Origin of the sequence: Acinetobacter sp. SWAC5 (assembly GCF_003419885.1) — a bacterium.
Classification (GTDB): domain Bacteria; phylum Pseudomonadota; class Gammaproteobacteria; order Pseudomonadales; family Moraxellaceae; genus Acinetobacter; species Acinetobacter cumulans.
In genome coordinates this window covers 73,616-98,858 of sequence record NZ_QUWR01000012.1, presented here as the reverse complement: position 1 = coordinate 98,858, position 25,243 = coordinate 73,616, and the positions used below count along the sequence as shown (strand labels likewise).

Annotated in this window: 12 protein-coding genes and 1 pseudogene; 11 read left to right on the top strand and 2 right to left on the bottom strand. The window is 37.5% G+C overall.

Annotated elements, in window-relative coordinates; genetic code table 11:
- Positions 1–2: 2 nt before the first annotated feature.
- The 9 genes from DYI81_RS10415 to DYI81_RS10375 all read left to right on the top strand — a co-directional run bounded on the left by DYI81_RS10415 (position 3) and on the right by DYI81_RS10375 (position 21,447).
- Complete coding sequence (locus DYI81_RS10415; protein ID WP_087527701.1) at positions 3–1,244, top strand: hypothetical protein; 1,242 nt, start codon at positions 3–5, stop codon at positions 1,242–1,244.
- 208 nt (positions 1,245–1,452) lie between these two features.
- Positions 1,453–8,739 carry an LPD1 domain-containing protein gene (locus DYI81_RS10410; protein WP_087527702.1) on the top strand — a complete coding sequence of 2,429 codons (7,287 nt, stop codon included), beginning with the start codon at positions 1,453–1,455 and terminating at the stop codon, positions 8,737–8,739.
- Positions 8,740–8,822: 83 nt separating this feature from the next.
- Positions 8,823–9,482, top strand: coding sequence for a hypothetical protein (locus tag DYI81_RS10405; protein WP_005028677.1), 660 nt, complete (start codon positions 8,823–8,825; stop codon positions 9,480–9,482).
- A 265-nt stretch (positions 9,483–9,747) separates the two neighbouring features.
- The gene (locus DYI81_RS10400; protein ID WP_227504984.1) at positions 9,748–16,974 is read left to right on the top strand and encodes an LPD1 domain-containing protein; all 7,227 of its coding nucleotides are present in this window, start codon (positions 9,748–9,750) and stop codon (positions 16,972–16,974) included.
- A 9-nt stretch (positions 16,975–16,983) separates the two neighbouring features.
- Positions 16,984–17,415, top strand: coding sequence for a hypothetical protein (locus tag DYI81_RS10395; RefSeq protein WP_005005806.1), 432 nt, complete (start codon positions 16,984–16,986; stop codon positions 17,413–17,415).
- Between the two features lie 272 nt (positions 17,416–17,687).
- A complete protein-coding gene (locus DYI81_RS10390) occupies positions 17,688–18,260 on the top strand; it encodes a hypothetical protein (protein WP_005028673.1) in 573 nt (190 codons plus the stop codon).
- Positions 18,214–19,002, top strand: a complete 789-nt coding sequence (locus tag DYI81_RS10385; RefSeq protein ID WP_005028672.1) for a hypothetical protein — start codon at positions 18,214–18,216, stop codon at positions 19,000–19,002. The genes DYI81_RS10390 and DYI81_RS10385 overlap by 47 nt, the downstream gene beginning before the upstream one ends.
- 8 nt (positions 19,003–19,010) lie before the next feature.
- Complete coding sequence (locus DYI81_RS10380; protein ID WP_005028671.1) at positions 19,011–19,493, top strand: hypothetical protein; 483 nt, start codon at positions 19,011–19,013, stop codon at positions 19,491–19,493.
- A gap of 97 nt (positions 19,494–19,590) precedes the next feature.
- A complete protein-coding gene (locus DYI81_RS10375; protein WP_005028670.1) occupies positions 19,591–21,447 on the top strand; it encodes a hypothetical protein in 1,857 nt (618 codons plus the stop codon).
- Positions 21,448–21,479: 32 nt separating this feature from the next.
- On the opposite strand, the pseudogene DYI81_RS10370 reads toward DYI81_RS10375, so the two are convergent.
- Both DYI81_RS10370 and DYI81_RS10365 read right to left on the bottom strand, forming a co-directional pair.
- Positions 21,480–22,046 (bottom strand): annotated as a pseudogene (locus DYI81_RS10370) (IS66 family transposase); the annotation flags it as partial.
- Positions 22,047–22,221: 175 nt separating this feature from the next.
- The gene (locus DYI81_RS10365) at positions 22,222–23,286 is read right to left on the bottom strand and encodes a hypothetical protein (RefSeq protein ID WP_087527703.1); all 1,065 of its coding nucleotides are present in this window, start codon (positions 23,284–23,286) and stop codon (positions 22,222–22,224) included.
- Positions 23,287–23,714: 428 nt separating this feature from the next.
- On the opposite strand from DYI81_RS10365, the gene DYI81_RS10360 reads away from it, so the two are divergent.
- Together DYI81_RS10360 and DYI81_RS10355 are read left to right on the top strand one after the other, a co-directional pair.
- Positions 23,715–24,797 (top strand): XRE family transcriptional regulator, encoded by a 1,083-nt coding sequence (locus tag DYI81_RS10360; RefSeq protein ID WP_087527704.1) that lies wholly within the window; start codon positions 23,715–23,717, stop codon positions 24,795–24,797.
- A gap of 205 nt (positions 24,798–25,002) precedes the next feature.
- A complete protein-coding gene (locus tag DYI81_RS10355) occupies positions 25,003–25,182 on the top strand; it encodes a hypothetical protein (protein ID WP_001141890.1) in 180 nt (59 codons plus the stop codon).
- Positions 25,183–25,243: the final 61 nt, after the last annotated feature.

The following is a 25,243-nucleotide window of genomic DNA, read 5'->3' as shown; positions in this document are numbered from 1 at the left end:
TAATGCGTACTCCGAAAAGAACATCACGTAAAGTTATGAAAGCGCCACAAGCGCACGGCTCTCGTTCAAAAATTAGTGCACTCGGTTTAACCCTCGCCATTACTAGCGGTTCTGCATCTGCTTATTACTGTGCTTCCGTGGGCAACCCGATGGCAGTAAATACCTTGAATATGCTTATTCAACAGGCTGATGCGGTGGAAAGCGCTGCGTTACGTGCGTTGGACACAAACTTATCTTTGGGCATTAAAAAGCAACAAGATGATGTGACGGCAGCGATTAAGATCCTGACGAAACAAGAGGCTGTATCTGCTCAAGGTATTTCAGATAACGCACATAAAAACGCACAAAGTCTTGTAACGGCGTACCAAGCTGTTAAACAAAGTGAGCAAATGAAAAAAGCTCAATTTGAGTTTGGTGCACATGGCCAAGCATTTAAAGCGTGTGAAGTTTTAGGCGATCGTGAACAAGCTCAACAAGACAATAAATCTGCTGATAGTTCAATTTTAAATAAAGTTGGCTCTGAAGTGGTTGCTGCGCCTGGTGTCTACATGAACCCTCACAAAGCACAAGAAGCTATGTTACAAGCTCATAATGAGTTTTGTACCACTTCTCAGGCTGCGTCTGGACTATGTGGTGCTGCTGGTGAAAATGCTGGTCTAAGTTTACAAGCTTCAACTTTATTCACGACTGCAGCGCCAGACACGGCGATGGCTCGTGCTCAAAATGCATTGATCAACAACATGGTTGGTCTACCTGATGCTCCAATTGACGGTAGAATTGCGAAAACATCTGCTGGTCAAGATTATGTGATGGCTAAACTGGCGAAAGATGCTTTAACTTCTCCAGCAATTACCTCTTTGAAAGCAATTCAAGCGCAATACTCCCCTGTTGCTGGTGGTGGTACCAATAGTCATGATTCAAGTACCAAACTTGCACCGATGCAACACTTGGAAAAAAGTGTCTCTCGTTATTTAGGTTCAGGGCAAGATTACAAAGACTTTGCTAAATCACAAGCGATTAAAGATGAACGTGGTTTGATGGTCGATGGTTTAATTCAAAGTACTGAACGCTTGAACTTGCAATATCAACAATACAAGTCAAATGAACGTAAAGAAGCGGTATTGGCTGCGCTAGTTTCTGCTGAAAGCAAATTAACTGACGGCTCAATTGAAGTGACTGATCGTTCTAAGTCTACGGGTAACATTCGTAGGATTGCACTTTCACAAGCAATGGCAAGTAAATAGCCTGATTTTTTCATTATCAGGCTGATAATGAAAAAAACTTAAAAAAAAGGGATGGTTTTAAGCCATCCCTTTCTTTGTTTAAAACCCTTTTAGATAGTTTCTTTATATAAATTCTCTTATAATCTTTAGTATATACCGTTCAAAAGTAACCGATGGTGCTTTGATATTTTAATTAAAAGATGCTTATACATATTGCCATGGAGTTTATATGTCAACTAAAAAGAAATGGTTGGATCTGAGTAGCTTTGGCGCTCAACTTGTAGTAACCCCTAAAACTGATTTAAGAAACCAAGCAGCCATTATTAAGATTAAAGATGTTGAGCTTTTAGAGAAAAAGTTGAACACATCCTTAAACAGCTTCTTAACAGGTTTAAAACAGACTGGAAAGTTTGTTTATATCACCAATGAGCAAAATAACGACCTTAGTTTTATGTATAAGAGTTCGCAAGATAGTCTCTCTCTTGCTGACATAAAATCTGTTTTTCCTTACGACTCTAAAAATGACCTCATTGAAATGGATATGTCAGATATATATCTGCAAAACCCAATGAGTAGTGCTGAAAAAAACCAGTGGCAATCCCTATTTGAACTCAATAATCAAAAGTCCGTTGTGCTTTACCAAGCAAAACAGCAAAAACCGTTTGCCCCAAATACAACCATTATGGGTGCGGTTAAACAATTCAATAAAGCAGATTTAGGCTGGAATAAGCTACCGACATTACTGCAGTCCGTAGATCCATTGCCGTTGGCTGATTTAGACCATTACGGGTACCAAGCAGATAAAACACTGACTCGTTATTATGTTGATAAAGAAGCAGCGCTAAATGCTGGACTCATAGAAGATACGATAGAGCCTATTGAACTAAGCAAACAGCTAGTGATTTCGGTTAATTCAGGCGGTGAAGTACTTGCCCTAAAAGATATTACGCAAATTCCTGAGCTGACCAATTATAAAATATCTTCACATCCAGCATGGCCAGCGTATAACAGCTTACCGAAGCAATTTATTGATATTCGAGAGCTGAATAAGGGGCTGAATACGAGCATTGATCCAATTGTGAATGCGCTTAGATCGGATGATCATGCCGTTAATCACCAAGGATTGATCAAGCTTCAAACCTTAGTCACGAAAATCAATGACTGTTTGTATTCATACGAAGAAAACAGCATCCCGTCAGCATTGGCACCATTTGGTATAGAAACAACTGCGTTACAGCTGGTGGACAATGATTGGAAAGTTTGGGAATACAACAACCAAACTTTAGATGTAGAAGAATTCGACCTTGCCGATAAGATTAAGGACCTGATCCAAAGCGTTCAAAATAATATTAATAATTTAAGAACATTTGATCCCTACTCAATTGGTGATAGCAGTTTTGATCGTGAATTAATTTATGAAAGTTTGGATGACATCGGTACAAGTTTAGAAAGCTTGGATCTCAATCAAATTAAGCAAACCATACCGCCTGAACCTAAGGTTCCAGTAAAACGTTTGTTCAATCGAATTGATCACTTTTTTAGACACACCAAGTTTAAGCCGAACATTCCAGAACCAGTCATTAAGGACTCTTTGACTAAACTCGCTTTAATGCGAAAAATTAAGCAAGAATACCTACAAAAAATTGCAAAGCTCAAAGAAGAACGTCAAGCGATTGTTGAAGCGAAAGCAACACATACCATCAGTGAGCGTATTGAAAAAGCGGTTGCGATTCAAGTCGCTGTTGCTACTGAAAATGCGTATGTTTTGGATCAGCAAGCCTATGACGATCAAGCTTATGAAATGGAATTGGCATTAAGTCAGTTAAACATTGCTTCTACGCGTCTGAACAATCTTTATGATAGTTTTTTTGATTCAGTGATAGACCGTGAAGAATACGGCACGGATCTGGATAACTTCCTACAAAGCGTTGTCACCGATGATGAATTGCAAGATGAAATGCAACGTCTATTGGATGAGGCGAACGAGTTTGAAGCTACTCACACCTCAAATGACATTGACATTTATCATTTCAACGTTGATCTAGGTGAAGAACCTAACGGGCTTTGGAATGAAGCTGTTAACCAGTTTGATGTGGTTCATTATTATGATGAACAAGATCAAGAGTTATCTGCAGTCGAAAAGTTTGAATATTCTATTTTGGGATATTCACCATCTCAAGAATCTGCAATGCCAGATTTTAACGATATGGTGTTCTCGAATGCTGTATCAGTGCTGGATAACAGTATTGAGGACATGATTGCGACCAGTGCTGAAAATGTAGGTAAAAACTACTTTTCATTTCATCAGCAAATGCCTCGTATTCTTCAACAACTGCATAGTATTAATAGCCAATTTACGGCGCTTGGTGATGGTGATGCCCATAGCATTGCATCACAATATTTATCAGATGAAAGCTTAGAGCGATTCTATAACCTGTTAGAACAGGACGGTAACTACAAGGGTTTTAATAAGCGCATCGATGTGGCTCATGTGCTTTCTGAGCTGAGTAGCAATATTGGCAACAATCCTGACTCCCCTATCCTTAACCGATTACCTGATATTAGGTCGCAACTCAATCATGCGATAAATGAGGAATTACGTGTACGCACGAATCCTGGTAATGCACTGGCCAACGCGATTGTTTTTGCTGCGACCAATGAAGTTTTGTCTTTAAAAGAAACACTCGAAAAAGATGAAATCTATGTGGTAGACAGCTTTCAAAACTATCTGCCTAAGGTGATACATAAAGACCACTTCAACTCAAATACACAAGAACAGCTTTTTGCCTTAAATAAAAAGGTCGCGGTAAGTATGGCGTATAAGCGCTATCTACAAGACTTTTATCAAAATGCCGTGGGTGAAGAGTCTAAATCTGAGGCGGTTATTGCCATTATTAATAATGAGCACAAGCATATTTTGACGGCACTAGGTTATCTAACACCGACCTACAATGAAGTCACGGCACCAAAAAACTCGAAAATTGAAAATGTCGTCACGTTGACTGAAGAAGCGGTAAAAACCTACCTAGCTGAAGGTAACGCTTTGATGGTTGAGCCTGAAGTTAGCGCACGTTCTTTGGCGGTGTATAGCAGTACGATAGCATCTGATCAGAACTTCATTCGCTTACTACCGATGGATCTAGGTCAAAAGGTTAGTTCATTACAAAAGCAAAAAACCATTATGATTAATGGTGCTTCTTCGTTTGAACATATCCTGAGCTCTAATCCGATCAGCGAAAACAAGCTGACCTATGATGACCTTAAGAATGTAATTCTTAATCGTATTTTGACCAAGGAAGCGGTACCGAAATATGAAAAAGGCTTAAAGCTTGATATTGAAGTTAAGAATGTCTATGAGCATGCATCAAGTTTCTTGCCACTTGAAAAGACCGATGTTAACAGTGAAAATGACTTTGGCAATCTCTTTAAACATGGGCTTGTGCTTGAAGCATTACAATCGACTCCAGACTCACTCAAGAATGGATTCAACCTCAACCGTGATTTAATCAATTCTGCCCTACTGCAGTCATTTGAAAATCGTTCTATTGAAGAATGGACGGCACTAAAAAATAAATCCCTCGAGACAAAAACGGGATCTCTTTTAAGCATTATCACCAATCCTGAACGCATTAAAGAGTTTGAGTTTCCTGAGATAAATATTTATCTCACGGTTTCACCAGCTGATGAACAAAAGCACGGTGCGATTAACTTATATTTCAGCGGTGAACAGATTCCGTCTACCGATCGCTTAATCGTTAAATCAAGTCTGAATGACTTAGCTGCAGACGATAAGGCGCTGTTTAAAGCTTTGACGCTTAGCAATGATTCAGTTTTAAGTACGCAAGAGCAAATGCAGTACTTGATCGACTCATTAGAAAAACGCTATCAGATCTTCCAGTCGATCGAAAACCTACACCTTAAAGAAAAGGTATTGTTTAACCCTGAGTTGGACGATTACAAGGCATTAACTTTACGTGATGCCGATAATCAATACATCGATCCAACGGCGAAACAAGATCTAATCGATTTTGTGAAAAGCAATGATGTGATGACCAATGTTGATTTGATGAACGTCTTTACCGACTACATCAATCAAAAAGAAATGGATCAAGCGTTTGAAAACGGCTCCAAAATTATTGTGGCCAATGACGGTGCTGATTTAGTGATTTCTGTCATTGATAAAGACACACCAGTTTTACAGCATGATCAATTACGGGTTTTTGATAATGTTGAGCAGTTTGCTAAATTCAACGAGCGTGGTGGATTGTTTAAAGACTTCCAGTTAAACGGGATAAAAGCGCATCTTGTGGACCAAGTATTAAATGATCTTGGGTTACGTGAAAACATACTGCAGACAATCAAGGTGCCATTATCACCAAGTTTTGAAAATATTGATGTTAAAGGCCTTAATGAGATTGTGGCTGTTAATATTTCAACATTGGTCAATAAAATTGATTTTGCCTTTGGTGAAAAGCTACTTGAATCTAAAGACCGGTTCGATCTCGCGATTAAAGTTGCCGATGATCAAGCTCCGTTAAAACTGGCCATTGTGAATAATGCCGAACATCAGCAATTTGTTGATCAAGGCTATAAAATTCTTCCTACGCCAAAGCACCCGAACTCTAAGAACTTCTTAATTACTGATTTTGCAAAATCATTCAAAAAAGCAGAATTATTTAAGTCTCGCGATCAAGTATATAAACCTGAACATATGGTTCAAAGCGCACCTGTTGTAGAAGTTGCCCAAGAACCATTGGTTGAAGAACCGACCGTAACTGAGCCTGAAGTTCAAAAGCCTACTGAACCAGAAGTACAGGAAACAACGGTAGAAGTTGTAGAGCCGACTGAGCCAGTTGCTCCAGAACAAACATCACTGTTTGAGTCTGAGGGTAAGCCTGAAGCTGAAGCACCAAAAGAGCCAAAAACAACCAAACCGAAAGCCACTGAGCCACGTTCTGAAGTTGGACTTATTGAAGATACGGGTATGAAAATGCCTGGTGCGAAAAAGGATCTGTATGGTCCACGTTTATCGCTCAGTCAGATTCAAGATATGTCGCTTTTGCAAGTCAAAAACCTAATTACGCGTGACAAAATTTGGAAAAAGGAATCGGTTTTACAAGCAAAAGAAGCTGGTCGAGATATTTACATTCACTTGCTGACTGACGCTGTACGTAAGATGACGAATGATCAGCCACGTTATCCGCTTGAAAATGCCACTGAAGAACAGTTTAAAAAAGTAGGTGCTGGATACTATGACGCTGTTTTAAGTATGCGTGATGCATTAATGGAAGCAAAAACAGTTCGTGAATTTATTCCTAATGCATGTGATTTATACGTTCGTTTGAATGAAGACAAAGATCTGTTCACGGCGTTTAAATCATTAGATCGGTCATTATTTTCATTGGTAGAAAGCTATGCTGAATATGCTGCCACTGACATGATTATTAGTTCTGAATTGGCGAAAACCGATAGTAGTGAAGCACGTAAAACGCTCACTGAAGCACTTCATCATTTAAGGAAAGAGTTACCGCCAGTTAAAGGCACCTACTCTATCTATAAAAAAATACGTAGTGCGATTGATGCCAAACCGTTCCAAGACAAAGTAAAAGCGACTGTTACTTTTAGAAGTGGCAACATTATAGATTCGAGTACGCTATTTAGCAGATCTGATGCTGGTCTATCTGAACAGGTCATGGATCTGTTAACTGCTAAAAAAACCAAAGACGCAACTGCAGAGAATGATGATACTCAAGAAGTCTCGTTATCTGAAAAGAATGTATCGCACATTGTAGATGACACGGCGAGTACCTTAGATGCCCTATTCAAAGAGTATGCTAAGCCTCGTACTATGCGTAAGGCATTCAAGCTCAGTGATGTGGTTGTGACGGAAAACATTGCTTCACGTAATGGCCAAGATGTTACAGCACATACCTTGCAAGCGACCTTTGGATTTAAAGCCGTAGAGTTTGGCGAGTACTTGAACCAGAGCGATCGTCAAATCGCGTTAAATAACGCATATGACGGTTGTTTCGCTCTTGCTAAGGCACTTGATATAGATCCGAAATTTGTTGGCTTTAACGGTATGTTGGGTGTTGCTTTTGGTTCGCGTGGACGTTCCGCTGCGATGGCACATTATGAGCCATCTAACCGTGTGATTAACTTAACCAAGAATTCAGGTTTTGGCTCGTTTGGTCATGAATTTTTCCATGCCTATGACCATCTCATTTTTAGTGCGATGACACGCAATCAACCAAAAATGATGATGGAAAACGTACAGCCTTATCTAACTCGTTTTGCAGAATTGAATAACATTAAGTCTGAGAAGTATGCCAACATTAACCAAGATTTGTTGCAAGCTGCAGCCAAAGTAAATCAAGCGATGTATTACTTGCCAATGAAAAAGGATGACTCGATAGAAGTACTTCGCACGAATCTTGAGAATCAAGTCAAGTTTTATGAAACCAGCATCAAAACGATTTTGGATAAAACATTGGTAGATCAACCTGACATTGTTGATTTGTTTACGCCAGATAGAGACAGCATAAAAGAGAAAATTAATACGTTTATTGCGGAACGTGGCAAGTTGCATACTGAACTATCTTCATTGATTAACTTCGCTAATCGTCATGAAGATCCTGAACTTTTCCAAAAGGACGCCATACAACATAGACGTTATATGCACGTTGCCCAAGGCTTGCATAAGTTCTTGTCTGAAAATGAGTATCCAATCCCACGGACTGAGCTCAACAAATATATCTCGCAATCTCGTTCTGAAATTGATCATGATCGTGTCTTTGCAGCGCAAGTACTTGGTGCAGCGAACAGTACAGTCTTTAGATCAGTTGTATTCCGTGATTATCGACAAATGTTGCGTAGTCAGTTTGCGATATGTGCACTCGACTTCATCAAAGAAAACAGCCCTAAACCATTGTCAGATGAACACTTAAAGTTAATTTCTTTAAGCTTACAGACGAACGATCGCTTAACATCAACTAATCAATCTCAGCTAAAAACTGATTTCTACAAAAATGCGATGGTATTAGAGGGCTTAACAAGTGCTAAGAAGCCGTATTGGACGACCGCACATGAAATGTTTGCCCGTAGTGGTGAGCAGTACTTACAAGTGACCTTAGCAGAAATGAACTTGCGTAATGATTGGCTTGTTTACCCATGTCCTGAAGGTGGTTCATCTTCTGTAACTCAACCGCATGGTATAGAAAAAGATGCAATCATGAAGGAGATTCGCGAATTTACGGTGAAAGGCCTGGACTATATTCAGGAAAATATTGCTGAACTGCGTTTTGCTGATCATCAGCAGTATGTCAGAAATGCAATGCACTTCTTCCAACCGGGTACAGATCAACATGAGAACCTAGTTAAATGGAATGAAGTCATTAATGAGATGTCACAAGCTGAATACGATGAATATTGGACTAAGCTCATGACCAACATTGAAGTACAAGCAGATCCAGAATTAAGCAAACAAAAGAATAGCGATCCTGAATTGGCACTATAAGCAATTTTGAGATCTTGGATGCTATCCCCTGTGGGTGGCATCTTTTTTTTATTTAAATCTTATAAATGGAATCAGGGGGCACTATGGCAATAGCAATTCCAAAGCAATTTGCTGGTTTTGGTCTAGCAGTTGCAATTATATCTGTGGCTAATCATTTCGGATTGGTCGATCTCTTTGCTCAAAGTGCTACACGGGCAATATCGAAACAAGCTCAATCAGTAGAGTCAGCCAATCCAGGCCAACCGAATGAACCTGAAAACGGTCTACAAATGGCAAAAGACTATGCTGAACATCAAAAAATGGTAGCCAATAGTGCAGCCATGCCATTTAAAAAAGAAGTGATTAATGTTTCCAGTATGGAAAACACACAACATTTTGGTCCTGTTTCAATGGAATCTCAAAATGTTGATACTGTGTTTATCATTCGAGATAAGGCCACTAAAAGGTTACGAGCCGTTGTTCAGGTACCCAAAAAGCAAACTGTCAATATATCTCTTCCAATTGGTCAATACACCATTCAATATGCCCAAAACAATTATATTAAGGATGCTCCATGGCAAGGATTAAATAAGTTTTGGGGATACGGCACTACCTTTTTAGAAAGTAACCTTGAGCATAATGTTACCTTGGTCCAATATCCGAATAATAGTGGCTACTTTATTCGTGGTACTGGAATTATTGTAGGTGTAGAAGATGGCACCCAACCAGACGAACTCGCTAAAAACGAATTTGTTAAAATGTAACCATCAGCTTTAAGCAAGATGTCACCTATACGGTGGCATTTTTATTTATAAAAAAAGAAAGAATAGTGCACGGTTTTAGATGGTTTTATTAAAAATGATAGGTATTTAAACAGTGCTATTTACTCGGTATATACTATTTTAAAGAATAACGCCTAAACCCTCCCTCAAAGTTAATTTTTTAGTTTAATATAAGCACATATAAGTACTCGTAAGAGTCGTTTTAAAGTCTTGGATCATGCTATGTGACCAAGTAGGAGACTATAAAGTGAATGAAGTTAAATGGCCTAATTTAACTGGTCTTGGTGCGCGTCTTGTAGTATCGCCAGCCAACAATTTTCGCCCAAAAACGGCGATGCTTGTTGTTAATGAATTTGAGCAATTCAAAAAATCTATTGAACAAAACAGTTCTAAGCAATTTGAACAAGTGTTAATGGATGCCCATTTTTATGAAGTGCAAAATGATGATGGTATTCATGCGTACTACTATAAGAACCCGGCAAAGTCTGGTATCGATCTAAACGATCTTCAGAAGGTCTTTCCAGCGTTTACCAACGATATGAAAGTACCGACTAAGCAAGAAGATATTTATCTCACCAATCTACCGTTTAAGAAGAACATTCCGAACTGGAAAAGTTACTTCGCATCAGCGACCGAACGCCTTTCTGCTTTCCCTGAAGTGTATGTCAGTAAGCTAAACAATGGATCTAATATCCTTGATACGCTGAAAACCAGTCTTCAGGAATCGAACAAATCCTACTTGGCTCAATTTCAGTCTTCAAAAATTCCTTTTAATCGTCTTCAAGATTATGGCTATGAAAATATCTTCTCTAAAGTCTATCTAGATGAAGAATCGGCGATGGCCAGTGGCGAAAGTCTAGATAATCTAGCCAAAATTAAGTTGTCTCCATTTGCAGTACCCGTCAATTACGAAAAAGATGGTTCGTTACTGATTATTGATGACTTGCGCCATATTCCTGAAATCTTTGCTCATGATCCGTATGAAGCATTGGGGTTAAATGACAATATTAACCTGGTGCATTTTGCTCATGAATACGAGTCCACTTTTAATCAGCTGATTGAGCATGGCCGTGGCAACAGAATGTTTAACATGAGCTTTAAAGATGTTGATGCTTATGTACAAAAATTAGCTTCTGATCTTGTTGTGATAGACCGTGTGTTTAATCAACAGCAATTGCCGTATCCAAAGCTATTAGAATCAGCTAAACAAGGTATTCCAGCTTTTTATAAAGATGAACACGGCACATGGATGGCGTCTAAACAAGGTATTGAAACACGCCTTGTAGATAAGATGGTGTATGACGCTGCCATGCTTCGCCATGATGTCTTACAACAAATGGTACGCCAGATGCCAACAGGTAAAGTTTTCTTTGCCGATCTGAGCCAAGAGTTCTCTGAATTCTCTGTAAACATCGTTCCTAAGTTTAATGCGCTCTATGATCACCAATCTGCTGAAATCAAACAGCGTAAACTAGAAGAACAACTCAATGAATCAAATGTTAACGAGATCTTGAATGACCTTGATGTTAATTTTGAGGCAACTGAGAAGGCATCTATTACTGAGTCTGATCTACTCAACATTGCAAATGACCTCCCTACTCCAGAAATTGATGATGTTGCCGTACTTAAAGAGCTCTTAAAGTTTCCTGAAGAATTATTGGATGCAAGAGGCAATGACAAGGTGCGTGATTTCGCGCCGTCTATGCTTGAAATTAGACAGATCTTGGATGTCTATGTCATTCCTAAGGCTACTGAACAAGCTCAACAAATTGAGAAGCAATATAGTGATTATCTAAATCAGAAATATGCTGAAATTCAAGATGTCGTGCGCTCAGCTACACAAACAAAAAACTTCAGCGTAGATGATATTCAAGCGATCTCTGACGAAATCGACACACACAATGTTGAGATCTCAAAACAGTACAATGAAGTTAAAAAAGTCTTATGGCAAAGTGAAACTTTGGTATCTGGCATTACGTCTGCAACAAATACCTTTTTGTTTAATAAAAACAGCTTCTACTACGCTAAAGATGAAAACGGCAAATTTGTAGGTTTTGAATCTGAAGTAGAAAGCAATCAACATAAAGCGGATCTGTTCAAATTACTATCTAAGCAATTCGACAATCAATTGGTTTCAATTAACACGCCTGAGCTTCAGGAATTTGTGAATAATGAAACTGCAGTTGATATGTTGATGTCACGCACGAACAATTATGTTGAGCAAAATATCAATGATTTTGTTGCTGGTGATTTTTCTGCGCCTTTAGAGCTAGAGCAAGATGTACAGCGTTTAGAGTTAAGCGATCTGTGCACGGCTGATCTTGCTAATAACGATAAATTAGCTTCAGCGTATTTTGAAGAGTTTACTCGGCTTCTTGATGAATCAAACTTTGATGAAGCATTTTTAAAACAATCTCTATCACAAACTAAAAGTGCGTCATTCTTAAAGAACGGTGTAAATGAGATTTTATTCCGTAATTTATTGGTGCCAAATGCAAGTGAAAACTTCAATCGTAAGACTAAATCTGATTCTGTTCCTGAGGATATTCTTGCTAAAACTTCATCACATACAGATGGGTTTAGTCTGGACCGTCAGTTCAATCGCTTTGTTGAAGTTCAAAGCTTCCAAAAGGCATTAACAGCCAAATATCCGCAACAAGACTGGTCATTTATCACAAAGGATGACCGTGGCGAAAACATCAAGTCGATTGCTGAAGATATGCAGTCTGACATGGAAGAAGACCGTAAAGATGCAAAGGATCTGTTGTCGAGTATCGAACGTCAGTTTTATTCTAAAAATTCGACCTTATTTGTCTCGAACATGGATCTCGCTGCAGATGAAATCTATGTTCAGATTAAACCAACGGGTGACATTGACGATTTAAAAGTTAAAACCGTTAAATCAAATGAATTTGATGAAAACAAACATTTTTCATTGTCTACCGATGGCTACAAAGCAACAAATCAAGCGTATGCGAACATTGCCAAGTATTTTGTTGAAAAAACCCTATATCTAGAAGATGGCGATTATGACAAGGCACAAAAACTAGCTGCCTTAGTGATTGCTGGTGAAGATAAAGAGCTCAAACAAGAAACTAAGAAAGTCTTTGGTGTAGAGCTGACTGCAGATGACTTGAAGCAAGTCCAAAGCATGCAGTTAGAAGATGGTAAGCTCCAGTTAAACAAAACTGCCCTACCGAACCACAACTACAACAACATTCAGCTATTCAACTATCTGAACCTGATTGATATTAATCAGCGTACAGTTTTTGGCAAATTTGATGTTGAAGTACAAAAAGAATTTGAGGTGATTAAGGATCTTCTCAAACCTAATGTAGCTTTTCAGAATAACGTTAAATATTTTTCTCTAACAGCTGAAGAAGAGAACGTACAGTTCAATAGTGAATCTGAATACTTTAACACTCAGCTAGAAAATGCTGTAAAGCACTATGAAGATCACCACGGCGCAATCAAGATCCCTGATCATGATTTGTTTATAACTGTGTTTCAAAAGAATGATCTTCAGTATATACGCCTCTACAATCATAAAGACAAAAATGCGCCGTTTATTGGGCATTCAGTTTCCCTAGATGCCAATATACATAAGGCTACTGGCTTTAATGATAGAGATGCGGTTAAAACGTCTGCGAATGCTTTGTTTAAGTTATCGACTTCACGCAACAGCATGACGTTTATGCCTCCAGCTAAGTTCACTTTTGAAAAATATTACGAGTCAGATCTCAACTTCTTCAAAGCTAAAGATAGTCAGCAAACTTTAATCAATAAAGTGTTTACGTCTTTACCAAACAAGATGTTCCAGTACATTTCTGATCATCCATCTAATTTCAACTCTAAATTAGATTTCATCAGCAATCTTAATTCTGCAACATACGAAAAGTTTGAGGATCTTAGCTACGATAAAAAACCGAATGAAGTCACTGAGCTTCTGAGCAACATCTCTCCAGCGTACACCTATGTTATCGCTCATGTAGATGGCCAGACAGCAATCATGCCTAAAAACTTAACCAAAGTTTTTGATGTTCAGGCATTTGAAGAAGTTCATCCGTTTGATTTGGTGAACTCTAAACTTCAGAAAAGTGATCTTAAAGAACTTTTTAGCAATGGTATCAATGGTGAACCTGATCCGTTCATTAATAAGCTCAAATTTAGTGTTGTATTAAACCGTGTAGGTAATCCAGAACTTGAGGATATTCAGCCTAGATTTATGTTAGAGCAGATCGCCGTGAATGAGGCGTTTGCAGAAAAATATAAAACCTTAACCGCTTTAAATGAAGTCAATGCCGTCATGCTTGAGCATGTCAAAGCATTACAAGATACGATTAAACAGGCTTATGCTGAGCATTTTGTAGGTTCCAACCCTAAAGTTCACCAATACAAGTTGCTAAACAAATCATCTCAACAAGATGAAACACCGCAATTGTTTATGGTTGATACGGACTATGAGCCTCAATTAACTGCCGTGCTTCTTCGTATACCGTCTCATGACTATCAGTATCAATTGATTACTGGTTTTGATGATGTAGACCAGTTTAGTCACGAAATCTTAAATGCTATCGAATCTAAGGTTAATTTCGGTACCACTTTAGAGCAATTAGCACTATCTAACTTGCCTGAAATTCAGATTAAACACAAAACTGACTTTGAGAATAAACAGTTAGCAAGTTTGCATTTCCAAACTTTGATTACGAATACGCTTGGTGCTCTATACGATCAAACCGCACACATAAAGCCGTATATCAAAACTGAAAATCACAAATTGTTTTTGGCCATCAAGCCATCGACCGACAATGAATATGCATCGGTTAAACTTTTTGGTGATAAGTCCGATATTCACGGTGATTACAAGTCTCTGTGCGTTTTTCCTGTTAAAAGTATGCGCTCAGTTGAAGATGTCTTACAACTTCAAAACCGTGTGTTTACTGACTTCACGTTTATCGATCAATTGGTACCAAAAGACAAATATGTGCCTGTTGATGTAAAGGTAGAGCCAAGTGACTCCCCTGCTATGTACTTAGGTGATGTAGGTGCCAAGTTTGGCGGTGCACATAAAGATCGCTACGGTGAATACATTTCATTGGAATATATTTCAGCGACATCAGCCGATCAAACAGCTACGGACTATCGAAAAGCAAAAATCGTTGCAAATAAAGAATTCCAAGCTTGGTACACCAATACGCCACTCGGTATTGATGACAAAATATTCGTAAAGGCAATGTATGACTACTGCCCAACTAAACCGTTATTCTCTAAAAATGCGTTGATGCTTGATAGCCAACGAGCGACAGAATTACGTGCGTATGTGGCTGTTGTTTCTAACATCAGAAATTTGATGGTAGATACTCAAGAAGAGTTGATTCATGCGGTAAGAAACAATAAAAGCTTATCTGCTGAAAGTCTTGGTATGACTGATCGCCAACGTAAAGACTATATCGGGCTTTATAGTAAAGGTACCAAGAACAACTACAAAAACTACTTCGAATTGCTTAGCAATTTGAATGAGTACTACATTATGCCAGAACATACAGGCGGTATCAGTGTTCAGCTTGAGAAAATCATCGAAAAAACGATTGATAAAGAACTCAGTGAGATTCTATCAACAGGTAAGATCTTTGATTTTTACGGTAAGTCGAAAGTCACTAAAGATGTGAGCGATGCGATCAGCAACATGCAACGTACTGGCTTATATTCAACTGTGCTTGAACCATACGTTCTGAAAAGTGCGATTGAAAGTGGTTTAGTTAAAGCTGAATCTGCACCTATTTATGTTAAAGATCCTGTTGCACCAGTTATAGAAGCAACGACTGAAGCTGTGAATACACCTAAAGCACCACGTTTGCCGTCATTTACCAGTGAAGTGAAAAAACTTGAAAATGGCTTTGTGACTGAAAAAGTCCAATCAAGTATTTACGGATTGTTAAATTACTCTCGTACTGGTCCTGATCATCGCCAAGGTGCCGATGTGGATTCATTCAAGCTTAAAGATGACTTTTCTATCCGTGGTGTTGAAGTAGGCAATAAAGTTAGTCCTGTGGCTCAACAGTTGGTTAATGCCGTGTATGACTCATTGGCTGACTTAAAACAACTCATGGGCTTTAAATCAAACAATGGTTTATTGAACTTGGGTGTTGCTTTGGCTTCACGCGGAATTAAAGGATCTGCAGCGCATTTTGAACTGTCTAAGAACGTGGTTAACTTAACTCGTGATAGCGGATCTGGAAGTTTGGCTCATGAGTATGGCCATGCGCTAGATGCACACTTGGGAATGTTGGAAAAAGCGGAAGTATATAAAAATCACGCTCAAATGAATCGTTCTGTACTTCAGGACTATTATGAAGACATCCCTAATTTTGAGATACCAGGTGCACGACACTTCTTATCAAATATGTTGGATGCTGGATACTCCCCTGTTACTGAGTCCGGTCGTGCTTTTGAAAAGGTACATCGTGCGATGATGAATGAGCCAGTTCAGCCAATGAAAAATTACGGTCAAGTACTTCATGAGAATGCTGAGACTGCAATCAAGGCGTACCACACTGTTGCTGATTCAATGCATGATGAAGTGATTAAGAATAAAGAGAATTATCCTAATTCTACGCGCAAAACCTTAAACAGCTTCTTTGACTGGCACCAAAAGCACTATGAAGATCTCATTCGCCGTCAGTTTGAGAAAATTGAAGAGTACTTGAAGAAGTATGAGCGTGAATATAAAGCTGATACAAACCTATCTTTCTTCAGTACAGTTCAAGACAAGGTGGATGTCATTGTCTCTAAAATTAACACTGACATTAATGCTATAAGCTTTAAGTCGTTTGAGCGCTATCAGCAAAAACTTAATGATATGCGCCAGCCAGAACATCATTTACCTACAACCGGTTTGGAAGAAAAAATTACAGGTGTTGCGAACGCAGCGAATGTGGATTTAAAAACACTATCGCAAAACCTATCTGAATACTTGATAGAGTCATCTAAATACAAGTTCTATAACCTGGTAGAGAAGTACATGCCTGAGGGAGTTAAAAATCCTCATACTCAAATGCAAAACTTCTTTGATAAGTCGCAAGACGTTGAAGTTAACGTAGGTGATATTCGTTTTAGTGACAATCTATCGCGTTATAAAAAGGACTGTTTAAATATCGACAGTGCTGAAAATCGTGCAACGCCGTATTACGCGACCAGTACCGAAATGTTTGCTCGTTATTTTGAGACTTATTTGTACTCTAAAGTTTCAAATGAAAATGAAATGAAAAACTCATTTTTAATTGACGGCTACCCTACCGTACAACCTAAAGGTTTAGAGTTTGAGATCTGCAGAAACTTGACTGAACAATTAGTCGAAACTTGTGTGAATGAAATATTTGATCAAGATCTGCAAAACGAAAATACCCAAAAAATTATTGCTGAAGTTTCGATTGAAAAAGAAAATGAAGCTGACCAATTAAGACTTGAGATGTGAGATAACTAAATGCAATACGAAAATATTCATGAAGCAAAAACGCCACTTAAAAGCATGATTACTCGTAGTCATGCCTATATTCGCCTGTTGGTAGAAAAAAGTATGGCTGATGGTATTAAGTTTAAATATCACAACGGTAGACGTTTAACTCAAATTGATGATCCTGAGCGTGTTGTTTCTCAAATCTTCCCTTATTTTTTCCGTTTAGTTTTCTTGGAAATATCAACTTATTACGGTCAAACATTTGATGGTCTTAAGTTTCATTCTAAGAAACGTGCAACAGGAACATTGCAATTAGAGGTCAGTATTCTTGAAGACAAAATACCGAACCAATTAGAGTTTTTCACCTTTATTAGTTACGTTTTTAACTATGGGTTTTTAAAAAATCAATTCCATGAAGACTTAACCCTTTTAACCAAAGCAACAAAGTTTGCCAGTTAAAAGTTAGATCCATTTTAAATCTTAGATTTAGGTATATACTAAAAATAATTTTTAAATATTTAAACTTTCAATGTGGCTTTATAATCAAATAAATCCATATTGATTTAGAAACAAGTTAGATATTTCTGAATTAAAAGTGTGGCGAAAGTATCAGTTTTATAAGTCAAACAGTCTGCAGTCTTTTAAGTAACTGTTGTAACGAAATAGTCATAACTGAGTCGCTGTACATTTGATGTGTATGCCCTTTTATTAATCCCATTGGAGATGATCGAATGCAAAAACCATTGCATGAAAATCTTGAAAACTTTCTGCCTTACTTGAAAAGTGAACTCGCTGCCAAAGGTATTTTAAGTGCGTCACTCAAAACCATCTTTTTGAACTACATTGATCAGATCACAAAAGAGAATAGATTCGTCAGCCATACCAATACGACCGATCGACAAATTGTATATATAGAACGTGGCGATGATGCATTGATGTTGCGCTTTAAATATTTTGTTGAAAATAATGAGTACTTAGAAGTTGAGTTAATCATCACGGATACTCATGTAAAGTTGGTTTATGCTGAATCACCAGAATTACACTTGCTTTATGATGATGAAACACCAATTTGCTTAGATGCTGGCCAGTTAATCAAGTGTACCAATGACTATGGAACATCACTTGCTACTTTAATTAGCGCCCTATTCCAATGTTTACTCAGTGATGATCCACAAAAAAATATCCAAGACGTACTTAATCAAACTAATCTTTTTGACAAAGTTTCAGATGAAAATGCCGAATTAAACAAGGGTTCACATGATTTCGATAACCGACAAAATCAAGCAAATATCTGGGTTTTCTGATTCAGATTCAGAAGTTGTTAAGGATAGTGTTTTATCCTTATCTACTGCTTTGTGGATCATGAATATACTCATGTCTACAAATTTTGTTATTGGTTTAACCAAGAGAGATCAGAAGCTTTTTGATAATGCCAAAGAAACACTGATTACTGAAATGAAGCGGTTAAATTACAATCTTAGCGATTATAAAGTACTCCCTGTTTCAAAAAAGAATGAACCGCTTTTGCTTCAAATTAAACTTGAACAAAAATCAGATCGGATCATAGATTTAGTCAATGCCAATTTAAAGGATTTATCCAAAGACGAGTCCATGGTTATTGAAGTTCTTTATGCAAATTTAATGAATAGTAATAGTGGTGTTTGCATCACTATAAGCGATATTCATGATAAAACAGCGCTTCAAGTCAGTGAGATTCTTACTGACATTTCAAAAGAATTAAAGGTATCTACTTTATCCGATGTTCTTGATATTTATGCACGACCAATTGAACATAATAATGCCAAGGTGAGCTTTACCCTGGTGAACCCATGGGCATTATCAACCGATAGAAAAAAGACTCTTTGCATTGCTGCACCCATATTCAATGAATACAACAGTCCATTTAAATTAATTGCACTTCTTCAAAATATCATTTATCTAATTAATCAGAAGTGTACTAAAGAGACGGACCTTCTATTCGATTCCATTAACCTACCAAAATTTCAAAATAGACTTTTTGGCCAAAGCTTTTTTTATATTAATTAGGACTAACCATGAAAAACCAAACACGCCCATTTACTGTAGTGTTGTTGGCTCCTATTGCAGAACAACCTATTCATGCTTTAGTTGCGCCATCAGGTGATTCAATTCTGTTATCACAAGATACGAAAGTCTCTACTCTCGCAAATTGTCCAGATATGATCGAATCTGAGTTCGGTACATATGATGAATTTCTTATCGAACATCGCGATCAATTTATGCTGTTTAACCAAGTCGCATCTGATTTAGATCCTGATCTAATTTTTCCTAAAGTGCATTCAGACCTACTTGAAGATAGCTTATGTATTATTCGTTCTATTTTCGCTTTTGAACGTTTCAAATTAGAAGAAGAACAAAAGAATGCTACTCGTAAAGAGCCTAAAGAAATTAATCAAGAATATTTAATGAAACGTGCGATAGACCAGGCAATGACTTTAGAGCAAGATGTTTCTGACCTTTCATCAAATGTAGAGCGCTTACAAAGCCCCATGTCTTAAACTCCATTAAATATATTTAAAATTAACTTTAAACCCTCTCTTAAAACTTATATGCTTATTAGTAATAGTTTAAGGGTGTGGTTTAAAGTATTTTTAGATGGATACAAATTTAGTTTTTTTCGATGACTTTAACGCTACTTCTAACACCTCTTCTGGTGAAAATCACCGTTCTTTAAATAACGTACTATTCTTCTTTCTCAACTATCATAAAGGTACGTTTTTAGCTGATACGATATTTTTTGATACCCACTATCAAACAATTGACAACCGTAATATTGTCGGGGTTTTGCCTGTTCTTTTTAGTATCTGCCAGATTGACCGTTCAGAAGGTCACACCGGGCAAATAGTCGATATTCAACAGGATCTAAATAACGTAGATGAAGATGATTATGAACCTGTAATTGATATAGATGATACGCAAACATTTAACTTGTTCTACCACTTCCTTAAACCATCCAATGATGCACCTGTAAAACCACACCTTAATAAACTAAAAGTATTACCAGACAACTTAATCGATTCGATTAAACACCATGAGCTTTTAAATTACATTCTTGCTCTCATTGAGAATAAGATCTGGACCGATTCTGATGTATTTAAGTATGAGTACAAAAATAGGTTTTTGTTTTGCGTTTTTATCTATTTGTCCAAGACCGTAGATCTAAGTTTTAATAGCTCTCACGCTTCTTTCACGAGCTGGCTTGAACTGCGTAACCTATCTTGGTTTGGTGCTAATGAAGTTGATACCAGTAACTTTGCAACATTAGAGCTTTATATACATGCCCTATCCTACACGCTTAAACTGGCAAACCATATTGTAAAAGCAATCATCAATAATAATGTGACGCCGTTTAAAGTTGCACCGCAAGAAGAATTGTTTTACTTTTTTGCTGAACGTACAGACGCACGTTCTCCTAATGAAGAGACTACACCGCCGTATACGCCAGCGGAAGATGATGAAACTTTTTCCACTGAACTTTCTAGTGCTCCAGTACCAGCACCGTCAAATAAGGAAACACCAAAAGTAACCGATGCTTATTTATTGGTTGGTGCGGATCTTGAGGATTCTGAGTCCACAACATCAGAAAAGAATGTGATTACTCAAGACTTCAACTACCAAGCACGTTTAAATGAATTATATGAGCTGTCAAAATTCATCAAAGATGAAATTATAGATGCTCCAATCATTTCTATTAATCAAGCGTGGAATATAGTGCAAGATAAATGGAAGTTTTATCTCGATACTTTTTCAAGTAGCTACTTCAATATGAATGATTTTGAGAAGACGGCTATTCTTAAACAATTGAAATCACTCAAAGCCAGTATTTTTATGAACTGGTTTGATATTAAGTCGGGTGCTGGCCAGCAAGTATTTATTGATCTAGTGTCATACGACACGTTTAAGATTGAGTTTCTTTCTTCTGAAGCTAAGATGATCCAAACTTACATGAAGAACCGTATTAAAAATCAGATGTATTTTGAAACTACGGCGCCACAACCAAAGTTTTTGAGAAATCTAAACAACTTATTTAATGAACGTGTCGATACGCAAAAAATTAAAGACATAGAAAACACTGAACTTTTGTTGAAGGTGAATGGCATTCTTGACGGTGTTACCAAAGATCTCATTGACAATATCAATCTGCATTTATCAAATGACATTTATCTTGTGAACTACTTTTCTAATGTAGATAAGGAACTGGAACCGCCCAAATATCACTTATTAGATATTTTGCTTCGTACTTCAGTGCTTAACCTTATCTATGTTTGTCCTACAGCATCACTCAATGCAACCAAGGATCTTCTAAATGCAATCACTGATCCTGAAATTGAGGTTTCAGCTTTTGACACATTCGACCGCAAACAATATCAAAATCAAATTGTAAAAGAACTCGCATGTTCATTCCGTCAGCGCATAGATCCATCTGAACTTTTGAAGCTAGATATTACGTAGAGTAAGCGTCCGCTGAACCCCATGCCTATTTTTTAATTCGGTTCAGGTTTCCAGCGGTGTGGTAGCAATTCTTCAATCTGAGTCACTTTATGTGTCGGCAACCTTTTCAGCACATCACTTAAATAGGCATAGGGATCCAGCCCATTCAGCTTTGCTGACTGGATTAATGTCATAATATTGGCTGCTCGCTGACCGCTGCGCAGCGAACCTGCAAATAACCAGTTCTTACGTCCCAACGCCCAGGGGCGCATCTGGTTTTCCACCCAGTTATTGCAAATCGGTAGATTGCCATCATCCAGATAGCGGCTTAAGGCTGGCCAACGCTTCAGAGTGTAATTGATCGCCTTGGCGGTTGGAGAACTCGATGGCACAGTCAGTTGATGTTGGTTGAGCCATTCATACAGTTGTTGCATCACCGGTTGACTATGCTGTTGTCGGTATTCGCGGCGCTGTTCTGCTGTACCATCGGTCTTTTTCCTGAGTTCTGCTTCTATGGCATACAGTTTCTGAATCAGCACTAATGCCTGTTCAGCGACCTGACTTTTTTTGGTCACATGCAGTTCATGGAATTTACGACGCGCATGCGCCATGCAGCCCACCTGTCATTTCCAATGAACTATGCGACATTACAAAGAACTGTGCGACAAAATTAAAAAAGTTAATAACACCTAAAAGAAGAGTAAATTGCTTCAAAATAGTCAAATGTATTCCTAACTTTTAAAAAACTTCAGCCATATCTTTTGTATTTATATTTTTCATTAAATTTATTTTCTACTACGATTCCTCTATTACATGTTCTTGGGAAAGTTTGTTCAGATGCTGAACCATGAAGAAATACTGCCCATGTAAAGTGCGGGTAACTAAACTAGTTATTGGCTTACGCATAGTTGGATCTATTAACTTACGCAATTCATTACTATCATAAGTGCGTGTCTTAAGTAGGCCATCTGGCAGAATATTATTACTATTTAAGTTCTTAACCAATAAGCCTACATTTTTTTCATCACCATATACAGAAAGGCTAATTCCGTAATCTTCTCGTGCAGTCATTACAAACACACCAGATATATGTTTATATTCGTCCGATTGAAATCTATCTGTTGATACAGGGCTGCCATTATCTTTAAATACATCAGTTCTTGTATTCCATTTAAGTTGATAAGGCTCAGTTGGGGATTCTGGAGGCTGCCAATAAGGCCTGTCTAAACCTAATAAAGCTTCTATAACAAGTGGTAAACCACTTGACCCTTTTTGTACCTCTTCAGTTACCCCAACCATATAGACATCTAGTGGATAAAACAATGAGTCATTTACAACAATTACAACTGGCTCATCTTCAGGAATAATTTTCTTCTCAATATAACCTTTTATAATATTAGCCTTAGTTTCTATAACCCCTGTCATTTTCAACAATGCTAAAGAATTCTCTCGACAATTAGTTTCATGTTTTGGAAATAACCGTCCTTGCACATCTTCCAAGATTTGCACCATTTCATCATTTGGATTCGGAGTAACAACTTCAAACCAAACTGTTTTCCCGTTTTTTGTAGCTTTGAAATCAGGTCCGAAATCTTTACTACTCAATTCAAATCCATCTCTTAAAAGACGGTCAGCAACAATTAATTCACCCAATCTTTGATGATATTGTTGTTCTAATAAAATAGCCGTGTCGAATTGGGTATCATTAAGTTCATAACCATAAAAGCGTTCTGTTAATGCTTCAAGACTTTTAAGTGCTAATTCAATTAACTCTTCACAGCCAGGATAACGCCCAAGTAAAATTTTCTTCCACTTTTCCAACAGAATATCTAGAATCTTACATTTCGCATCTTCAGTCATTATCTCGCCTCAAACAATCAAAATTAACTTACCCAAAAAACCCAATCGCCCTTAAACCTGATTTTTATAAGAATAAATCACTTTAACATTCCCAAAAAATGATCAAAGATTTAATAAAGTGGCCTTTTCTAAATACTCAAAAGTTAAGCTACCTCTCACAAGAACACTGATCATTTTCTATCTTTGCCATAATATTCTCATGCTCAAATTTTGATATAAGATTTCAAGTAAATTTAAAAAAATCAAATAAAATGTAAAATCAAAAACACTATATATTGTGCCTGAATAAAAAACTACTACTACATAAAGCAAGATTAGATAAAAATGAAACATTTTAGGAATAATTTGAAGAAAAATTTGCATATGCTTTTTTGTTCAGTTATTATTCGATTAACTTGATCTGTAAGTCAATGATCTTGGAGGTGAATATGACTCATTTCAATCCTGACATGCTTAGTATTGCACGAAACTTTCGTGGTCTTAGTCAAACTGAACTAATTGCTGTAATGGGACAGTCTATTACCCAGGCTTCATTATCTAAAATTGAAAGTGGGGACTTAAAACCCTCCGATGAAGTTATCCAAAATCTATCCAATGCCCTACATTTCCCTATACGATTTTTCGAACATATTGAAAAGCTAAATGCACTACCAATTAGTTTGCATGCATATAGAAAAAAAAGCTCTACCACAGCTAAAGCATTGAGCCGCATGAATGCTGAAATGATGTTAAAAATGGGCCATGTACAAACATTAGAATTGTTCACAAATGTGCCAAAAAGAAAAAATTCCTTACCAACTTTTAAAATTGGCCTAGATGTAAACACTCCTCAAGAAGCGGCTAAAAAGCTTAGATCATTGTGGGCGTTAGGAAATGAACCTCTTGAAAACCTAACTGCCACTGTGGAAGATGCAGGGGTTTTAGTCTTTTTATGCGACTTTAAAGATAACAATGTTGATGGCGTATCCTTAAAAATTCATGGTGTGTCTCCATGCGTATTTCTAAATGCAAACCAGCCAAATGACAGAATACGCTTCACATTAGCACATGAGCTTGGGCATTTGGTCCTCCATGAAGAGCCATCTGAGTTCATGGAAAAAGAAGCAAATGACTTTGCTGCCGAATTCTTAATGCCAGAAGAAAAAATTATTGACCAATTAGGTTCAACCAATTTAGCTCATTATCTAAGACTTAAAAAGGAATGGAAAACCTCAATGGCGGCCTTAATCTATAGGGCGTCAGAGTTAGGAACTATAACTTCAAGTCAAAGTGCCAATTTATGGCGGCAAATGGCTATGCGTGGTTATCGTAAAGTTGAACCAAATGAATTGGATCGAGAAGCGACATATAGAGTAGCTTCAATGCTCTTTGACTACGCAATAGACGCAAAAAAAACATCAACATCTGTCATTAGTGAGTTATCTCAATTATTTGACTTATATGAAGATGACTTTAAAAAACTATATTATTTTGACCTAGATTCAATGGAGACCATCGAGATGGTTTCATAAATTAAAAAGCCGACTCTATTGGGTAGAGTCGGCTTGATAGATTTTCACACAGGAAAGGCATATGGCTCTAAGCCCTACGCATACCTCATGTTAGATCTGGCTGTCAGAACCCCATTCTAACATTTAGGCCCGTAAATCTCAAGATTTACCCGCTTATTTTGGTATGCGTCCTGAAAAACGAGCCGCCAAAATAGGAGGGCTAACAATGCCTACCGAAAATCAAGACTTCGTGTTTTGTAAATCTTATCGCCATAAATCTGGAAAAATTATTGTCCATCCAACTGGATATTTTAAATTTCCTAGAACTCGGCCATTGAAAGAAGAAAAGGATGCTATCCGTAATAAAAAATCGGATGATCCTGATAACTCAAACTCAATATCGTAAACGAGGTTAAATAACCTACTGCTGTGCAACAAAGTTCACAGCAGTAGGTTACTTAATTTTT

What these genes read in the sequence shown, in the direction of transcription:
- DYI81_RS10415 (WP_087527701.1), top strand. Translation starts at nt 3, where the DNA reads ATGCGTACTCCGAAAAGAACATCACGTAAAGTTATGAAAGCGCCACAA.
- DYI81_RS10410 (WP_087527702.1), top strand. Translation starts at nt 1,453, where the DNA reads ATGTCAACTAAAAAGAAATGGTTGGATCTGAGTAGCTTTGGCGCTCAA.
- DYI81_RS10405 (WP_005028677.1), top strand. Translation starts at nt 8,823, where the DNA reads ATGGCAATAGCAATTCCAAAGCAATTTGCTGGTTTTGGTCTAGCAGTT.
- DYI81_RS10395 (WP_005005806.1), top strand. Translation starts at nt 16,984, where the DNA reads ATGCAATACGAAAATATTCATGAAGCAAAAACGCCACTTAAAAGCATG.
- DYI81_RS10390 (WP_005028673.1), top strand. Translation starts at nt 17,688, where the DNA reads ATGCAAAAACCATTGCATGAAAATCTTGAAAACTTTCTGCCTTACTTG.
- DYI81_RS10385 (WP_005028672.1), top strand. Translation starts at nt 18,214, where the DNA reads ATGATTTCGATAACCGACAAAATCAAGCAAATATCTGGGTTTTCTGAT.
- DYI81_RS10380 (WP_005028671.1), top strand. Translation starts at nt 19,011, where the DNA reads ATGAAAAACCAAACACGCCCATTTACTGTAGTGTTGTTGGCTCCTATT.
- DYI81_RS10375 (WP_005028670.1), top strand. Translation starts at nt 19,591, where the DNA reads ATGGATACAAATTTAGTTTTTTTCGATGACTTTAACGCTACTTCTAAC.
- DYI81_RS10365 (WP_087527703.1), bottom strand. Translation starts at nt 23,286, where the DNA reads ATGACTGAAGATGCGAAATGTAAGATTCTAGATATTCTGTTGGAAAAG.
- DYI81_RS10360 (WP_087527704.1), top strand. Translation starts at nt 23,715, where the DNA reads ATGACTCATTTCAATCCTGACATGCTTAGTATTGCACGAAACTTTCGT.
- DYI81_RS10355 (WP_001141890.1), top strand. Translation starts at nt 25,003, where the DNA reads ATGCCTACCGAAAATCAAGACTTCGTGTTTTGTAAATCTTATCGCCAT.